This is a genomic window from Bacteroides fluxus YIT 12057 (genome assembly GCF_000195635.1).
Taxonomy (GTDB): domain Bacteria; phylum Bacteroidota; class Bacteroidia; order Bacteroidales; family Bacteroidaceae; genus Bacteroides; species Bacteroides fluxus.
In genome coordinates, this window is record NZ_GL882642.1 from 1 (window position 1) to 5,865 (window position 5,865).

Below are 5,865 nucleotides of genomic sequence, written 5' to 3' on the forward strand. Positions count from 1 at the left end.
GAATATAACAGGTGCATAAACGGATAATCAGAAACCTTTTTGATGTAATGAAAGGTTGGTTACGTGAAGTTATTAATATCTCTTGTGCACTTTATTTTTTTTATAAGTTTCGGAATCTGAATATTGCACTGGTTCATTCTAATTCTAGTGTCTTGAATGTAGGTGCTTATTTGTCTGTTTTATTACGAGTTCCTCATATATGGCACTTTAGGGAGTTCGTGAAGCAACATTTTCATTGGTCTTATAATTGGGGTGATTCTTATCAATACTGGTTATATGCAAAGTGCTCAGATTATATTGTGGTAATATCAAAATCTTTAGGTGAATATTATAAAGAAAAATTATCTAAGACAAATATTGCTTTAATTTATAATGGCGTTGATGTAAAATATTATGCTTGTTTATCTGATGAAAAAGCAATATTCAACATTGCTTTAGTGGGTATAATAAGTCCGGGAAAACATCAAGATATAGTTATACGAGCTGTGGCTAAATTGGTAAATGAATATAAGATAAGAAATATCCATTTGCATATTTTGGGTGCATTTTCAGAAGATCAATCATATGAAAAATTAATTAAAAGGTTAATTGCTGAATCTGGTATTTTACGTAATGTTTCCCTACATGGTTATTGCAATAATGTCAGTGAGCATTTGGCAAAATGCAAAATTGGTGTACTTGCTTCTGAATATGAGGCTTTTGGGAGAGTTACTATAGAATATATGCTATCTCGGCTTGTACCTGTTGTAAGCAATTCCGGTGCTAATATAGAGATTATTAGGGATGGAGAAAATGGTATGATATTCGAATTGAACAATGTTGAACAATTATGTGAAAAAATATTGCATTTGTTTAATTCTCCACAGCTTATAGCAACACTGTCAGAAAGAGCCCAATTAGAAGCAAGATCCAAATACACGGTAGAAAAAAATGTAGAACACATAATGAATTTGTATGAATTTGTTTGTGAAAAAATGTAGCAGACTTAAAATATTTGATGTTTTAGTTGTCTTGTCTGTCTTGACATGTTTTACTTCTGCCCCATATATCGGGTATTATTTGTTTGGACATTCTTATGCATTAGTTTCCGGTGGTTTATCAATAGGTGTTTTTTTGTTGGCTTATTGCTATCTTGATAGCCATATAGATATTTGGATGAAGGTTGTTCTGTTATTTATGTTATCATTTATATTCTATGGATGTTTAATGATAATAGTAACTCAAGAGTTATCAGACTTTCGTAAAGGGGTAGGAATGGCTATGAAATGTATTTATGTATTAGGAAGCTGCTTGATTATAAGGAGTAAATATGAGAAATACCTAAATATATTTATGAAAGTGAATGCATTAATTGTATTGATGTCAATAATTTTATTTTTAATATTGTTGATAGGAATACAATGGCCTTCCACAGATTTTCTAAAGCAGGATGGTCGTATGCATTATTTATACTTTCCTCTTGGTGCAACTAATGCTCGTTATTTATTTGGCTACTTCACTTTTATTAGAATTGCGGGGTTTGCAGATGAGCCGGGGGCGTTAGCATTAATCTTGACATATTTGTTAGTCTTAAATGAATTTACTTTTAAATCCAATAAATATAGAATTATTTTTTTTATAGGAGGAATCATGACATTTTCTATGGCTTTTATGATTACTATAGTTCCTATTTTATATTATTGGTTTAGAATCGGACTCTTTAAAATTAAGAAATTCTTTGTTCTTGGAATACTGTTTGCTTCTCTGTCAATCTATTTTGTAATTCAGAATGATGACATTTATAAAGGATTAGATACACTTATTTTTAATCGTTTTGAGAAAGATGATTCTGGTAATTATAATGGAGATAATCGGAGTTTTGCAATACCTCTACAGAAACAGGCTTTCCAGTCCTCTCCTATTCTAGGAGTTGGCTTCTCAATAGATAATGTTTATAAATATAATTTAGGATACCCATCTTTCTATTCCTATCTAGCTATGCATGGATTGTTCGGCTATCTTTTTTTTTATATTCCATTTTTATATATAGCAGTAAAGTATATTAAACGTAATGAACTTTTGTTGCTATTGGCTATTGCTTTAAATTATTTACAGCGACCTTCTATAGAGGAAATGTTTCCTCTAATATGTTTCTCCCTTATTTTTTATTCTTCAAGCACTACATTTAAATTGAAATATGATAACGGTAATAATAGTATCATTAAATAGTGGAAAGACAATAGGTTCCGCAATTTCAAGTGTTTTATCCTTAGATATACTTAATTTAGAATTACTTGTCATTGATGGAGCATCTTCTGATAAGACTTTAGATATTTTAACTCACTATGAGAAAATGGTAAGTTTGGGGTTGTATGGTGAAAAAAAAATAAAATGGATAAGTGAAAAAGATACAGGTATATATGATGCAATGAATAAGGGGGTTAAAATGGCAAGTTATGACTGGGTGTATTTCTTAGGTGCAGATGATTACTTGCTACCTGACTTTGGTAAAGTGATAAATGTATTAGATAATGCAAATAATGTATATTATTTTAATTGTTATATGTCCGCTTTGGGTAAAAAGCATGATGGATATTTTAATGCTTACAAATTGAGTTATAAAAATATTTGTCATCAGTCCATAGTTTATCCTAAAAAAAAATTATTGCAGTATCCTTTTAATTTGGATTATAAGATAGTAGCTGATTATTTTTTGAATTTGCAACTATGGAGTAATCCTCAAATAAAGTTTATATATACACCTATCACAATTGCTGTCTTTTCTGGTGACGGAATAAGTAGCAATAACATTAATTCGAAATTTTATGATAATATCTTTTCTATCATGAAGTCCAATTTAGGATTACGCTATGCTATATATGGAAAAATAGTATATGCATTAAATCGTTTTTTGAAAAATAGATAATGTTTGATTATAGACGTAATGATTTCTGTTTGTATTGCTACTTATAATGGAGAGAAGTTCATAAAAGAACAGTTGGATTCTATATTGCATCAATTATCTGATGAAGATGAAATTATTATTTCGGATGATTCTTCTACTGATGCAACTTTAGATATTATAAAGAAGTACTTAGATAAAAGAATAGTAATTATTGATAATCAAAAGTTTCATTCTCCTGTATATAATTTTGAAAATGCAATAAAACAAGCAAAAGGCGATTATATTTTCCTTGCAGATCAGGATGACGTTTGGTTACCTCATAAAATTGATAGTCTATTACCACATCTTGTTGAAAATGATTTGGTACTGTCTAATGCAAAAGTCGTAGATGCATCTTTAAATATGGTGAAAGAACGTTTCTACAAAAAAATCCGTTAAAAGGTTTTATTTCTAATTTTTCATTTAATCCATACACTGGATGCATGTTGGCTATTAATAGAAGAGCTTTAAGATATATACTTCCATTTCCACCTAAAATAGCTATGCATGATATTTGGATTGGATTATGTTGTGAAATATTTGGTAAAGTCTATTTTCTTGACGAAAACCTGATCCTGTATCGCCGGCATGGTGCCAATTTGAGTGCTGCATCTGAAACAAGTGTTTTACCATATACTTATCGGATAACTTATCGTATGATAGTATTGAAAGAACTAATGAAGCGTTATGCTAAAATAAAATTCCGTTTTTAATGGTTTCTTTTATAATTGTTGAATATAATTCGATTACAGAGCTAGAGAATTGCGTCAACTCTATTATATCTTATCCACCTTTTGGAGATAAGATTGAAATTGTAGTTTCTTCTAATTCTTGTTATGATCGTGAAAGACAAATGCAGTTATTGATAGAATATCCAAATCTAACATGGGTATTTAATGAAAGCAATGGTGGTTTTGCATACGCAATGAATCGCGGTTTAATTGTTGCTAGAGGGGATTTTCTTGTGATAATGAATCCTGATGTAAGGCTGAATACTGGCATAGACAAGATGTCTGATTACATGCATAAGCATGACACAATAGGAATTATTGCTCCTAAAATTATAAATGTTAAAGGTGAAGTGCAAGATAGTTTTCGGGATTTCATTACCCCCATGAATTTCGTAGAGCGGCATATGAAACGTATTTTAGGGTATAAGCAGAGAAATGAGTTGACTGAATTTCCTATTAATGTCGATTGGGTTATAGGTGCGTTTATGATGATATCCCGTAAGGCTTATGAAACTGTGAGGGGATTGGATGAACATTATTTTCTCTATTGCGAAGATATGGATTTATGCAAAAGGATGCATCTGAAGGGGTATGATGTGGTTTATTATCCTATGGTAGAAATTGAGTACGAAGGTACCCGTTCTGCAAGGAGGTCCTTGAAATATGCAGGAATTTTTTTACAATCACTTTTTAGGTATTGGAGAAAATTTGGAATTTGGTGAGCGGCCAAAAATGGAAGTATCTTAAAGTCGGTATTAATAATGGGAGAGCAAAATATGGGAAGTTTAAACGGCTTTGATTTAGTTATATCTTTTATCTGTTCATTTCATTCCTTCATTCATTGGAAATGTTTTATAAAGGTATCAGAATTAATTTTTACGAGAGAATAGTTTTATGAAAAAGATAGCATTAATTACCGGTATCACCGGCCAGGACGGTTCTTTCCTTGCCGAATTCCTAATAGAAAAAGGTTATGAGGTTCACGGCATTCTTCGCCGCTCTTCCTCATTCAATACAGGCCGTATCGAACATCTTTATCTGGATGAGTGGGTTCGTGACATGAAGAAAGACCGTCTGATCAATCTTCATTATGGGGATATGACGGACAGCAGTTCTCTTATCCGGATCATTCAGCTGGTTCAGCCGGATGAGATATACAACCTTGCTGCCCAGAGCCATGTGAAGGTCAGCTTCGATGTACCCGAATATACGGCGGAATCGGATGCCGTGGGTACGCTCCGTATGCTGGAGGCTGTCCGTATTCTTGGTCTGGAGAAGAAGACGCGGATTTATCAGGCTTCCACTTCCGAACTTTTCGGTAAGGTACAGGAGATTCCTCAAAAGGAAACAACACCTTTCTATCCCCGTAGCCCATACGGGGTGGCGAAGCAGTATGGCTTCTGGATTACCAAGAATTATCGTGAAAGCTACGGAATGTTTGCCGTGAACGGCATTCTGTTCAACCATGAGAGTGAGCGGCGTGGGGAGACTTTCGTGACCCGCAAGATTACTTTGGCTGCTGCCCGCATTGCCCAAGGTTTCCAGGACAAGCTGTATCTGGGTAATTTGGATGCCCGCCGTGACTGGGGATATGCCAGGGATTATGTGGAGTGTATGTGGTTGATTCTTCAGCATGATACTCCCGAGGATTTCGTGATAGCTACGGGTGAGATGCATACCGTTCGTGAGTTTGCTACTTTGGCTTTCAAGGAGGTTGGCATTGAGCTCCGTTGGGAAGGTGAAGGTGTGGATGAAAAGGGTATTGACGTGAAGACCGGCAAGCCGTTGGTTGAGGTTGACGCGAAGTATTTCCGTCCTTGCGAGGTTGAGCAGCTGTTGGGTGATCCTACAAAGGCTAAGTCACTGCTCGGCTGGAATCCTACGAAGACGAGTTTCCCCGAACTGGTGAGAATAATGGTGGAGCATGATATGAGGTTTGTAAGAAAATTGTATCTGAAGGCGCAAGTTATTGAATAAATAATTTCATGAACATATTAATTACCGGAATCCACGGCTTTGTGGGTTCCAATCTTGTTGTAGCCCTGAAGGAACGTCATAACCTTTATGGTCTGGATATTGTCGCCCCTAAGAAGGAAGGGGTGGCAAGGACTTTTTCCTGGAAGGATATTGAGCCTTCCTCTTTTCCGATGCAGAATCTTCCGAAATTTGATGCCGTCATTCATTTGGCGGGCAAGGCCCACGATACGAAGA

Annotated in this window: 8 protein-coding genes; all 8 read left to right on the top strand. The window is 34.5% G+C overall.

Going from position 1 to position 5,865, the window contains the following annotated elements:
* Window positions 1-47 precede the first annotated feature (47 nt).
* Complete coding sequence (locus HMPREF9446_RS10520; protein ID WP_009125626.1) at window positions 48-980, top strand: glycosyltransferase family 4 protein; 933 nt, start codon at window positions 48-50, stop codon at window positions 978-980.
* Entirely contained in the window at window positions 955-2,208 is a 1,254-nt protein-coding gene (locus tag HMPREF9446_RS10525; protein WP_009125627.1) for a hypothetical protein, read from the top strand. The genes HMPREF9446_RS10520 and HMPREF9446_RS10525 overlap by 26 nt, the downstream gene beginning before the upstream one ends.
* A complete protein-coding gene (locus HMPREF9446_RS10530) occupies window positions 2,177-2,905 on the top strand; it encodes a glycosyltransferase (RefSeq protein WP_009125628.1) in 729 nt (242 codons plus the stop codon). Before HMPREF9446_RS10525 ends, HMPREF9446_RS10530 begins: the two co-directional genes overlap by 32 nt.
* A 3-nt stretch (window positions 2,906-2,908) precedes the next feature.
* Entirely contained in the window at window positions 2,909-3,322 is a 414-nt protein-coding gene (locus tag HMPREF9446_RS19390; protein WP_338058230.1) for a glycosyltransferase, read from the top strand.
* A 44-nt stretch (window positions 3,323-3,366) separates the two neighbouring features.
* Window positions 3,367-3,636, top strand: coding sequence for a glycosyltransferase family protein (locus tag HMPREF9446_RS19395; protein WP_009125630.1), 270 nt, complete (start codon window positions 3,367-3,369; stop codon window positions 3,634-3,636).
* The gene (locus HMPREF9446_RS10540; RefSeq protein WP_009125631.1) at window positions 3,636-4,376 is read left to right on the top strand and encodes a glycosyltransferase family 2 protein; all 741 of its coding nucleotides are present in this window, start codon (window positions 3,636-3,638) and stop codon (window positions 4,374-4,376) included. Before HMPREF9446_RS19395 ends, HMPREF9446_RS10540 begins: the two co-directional genes overlap by 1 nt.
* 172 nt (window positions 4,377-4,548) lie before the next feature.
* Window positions 4,549-5,631 carry a GDP-mannose 4,6-dehydratase gene (gmd, locus tag HMPREF9446_RS10545; protein WP_009125632.1) on the top strand — a complete coding sequence of 361 codons (1,083 nt, stop codon included), beginning with the start codon at window positions 4,549-4,551 and terminating at the stop codon, window positions 5,629-5,631.
* 8 nt (window positions 5,632-5,639) lie between these two features.
* Window positions 5,640-5,865: NAD-dependent epimerase/dehydratase family protein (locus HMPREF9446_RS10550; protein ID WP_009125633.1), on the top strand; the 226-nt coding region annotated here is incomplete at its 3' end.

Bases quoted from the DNA above. Each gene is read 5' to 3' on its own strand.
- HMPREF9446_RS10525 (WP_009125627.1), top strand. From the start codon at position 955: ATGAATTTGTTTGTGAAAAAATGTAGCAGACTTAAAATATTTGATGTT.
- HMPREF9446_RS10540 (WP_009125631.1), top strand. From the start codon at position 3,636: ATGGTTTCTTTTATAATTGTTGAATATAATTCGATTACAGAGCTAGAG.
- HMPREF9446_RS10530 (WP_009125628.1), top strand. From the start codon at position 2,177: ATGATAACGGTAATAATAGTATCATTAAATAGTGGAAAGACAATAGGT.
- HMPREF9446_RS10520 (WP_009125626.1), top strand. From the start codon at position 48: ATGAAAGGTTGGTTACGTGAAGTTATTAATATCTCTTGTGCACTTTAT.
- gmd (WP_009125632.1), top strand. From the start codon at position 4,549: ATGAAAAAGATAGCATTAATTACCGGTATCACCGGCCAGGACGGTTCT.
- HMPREF9446_RS19395 (WP_009125630.1), top strand. From the start codon at position 3,367: ATGTTGGCTATTAATAGAAGAGCTTTAAGATATATACTTCCATTTCCA.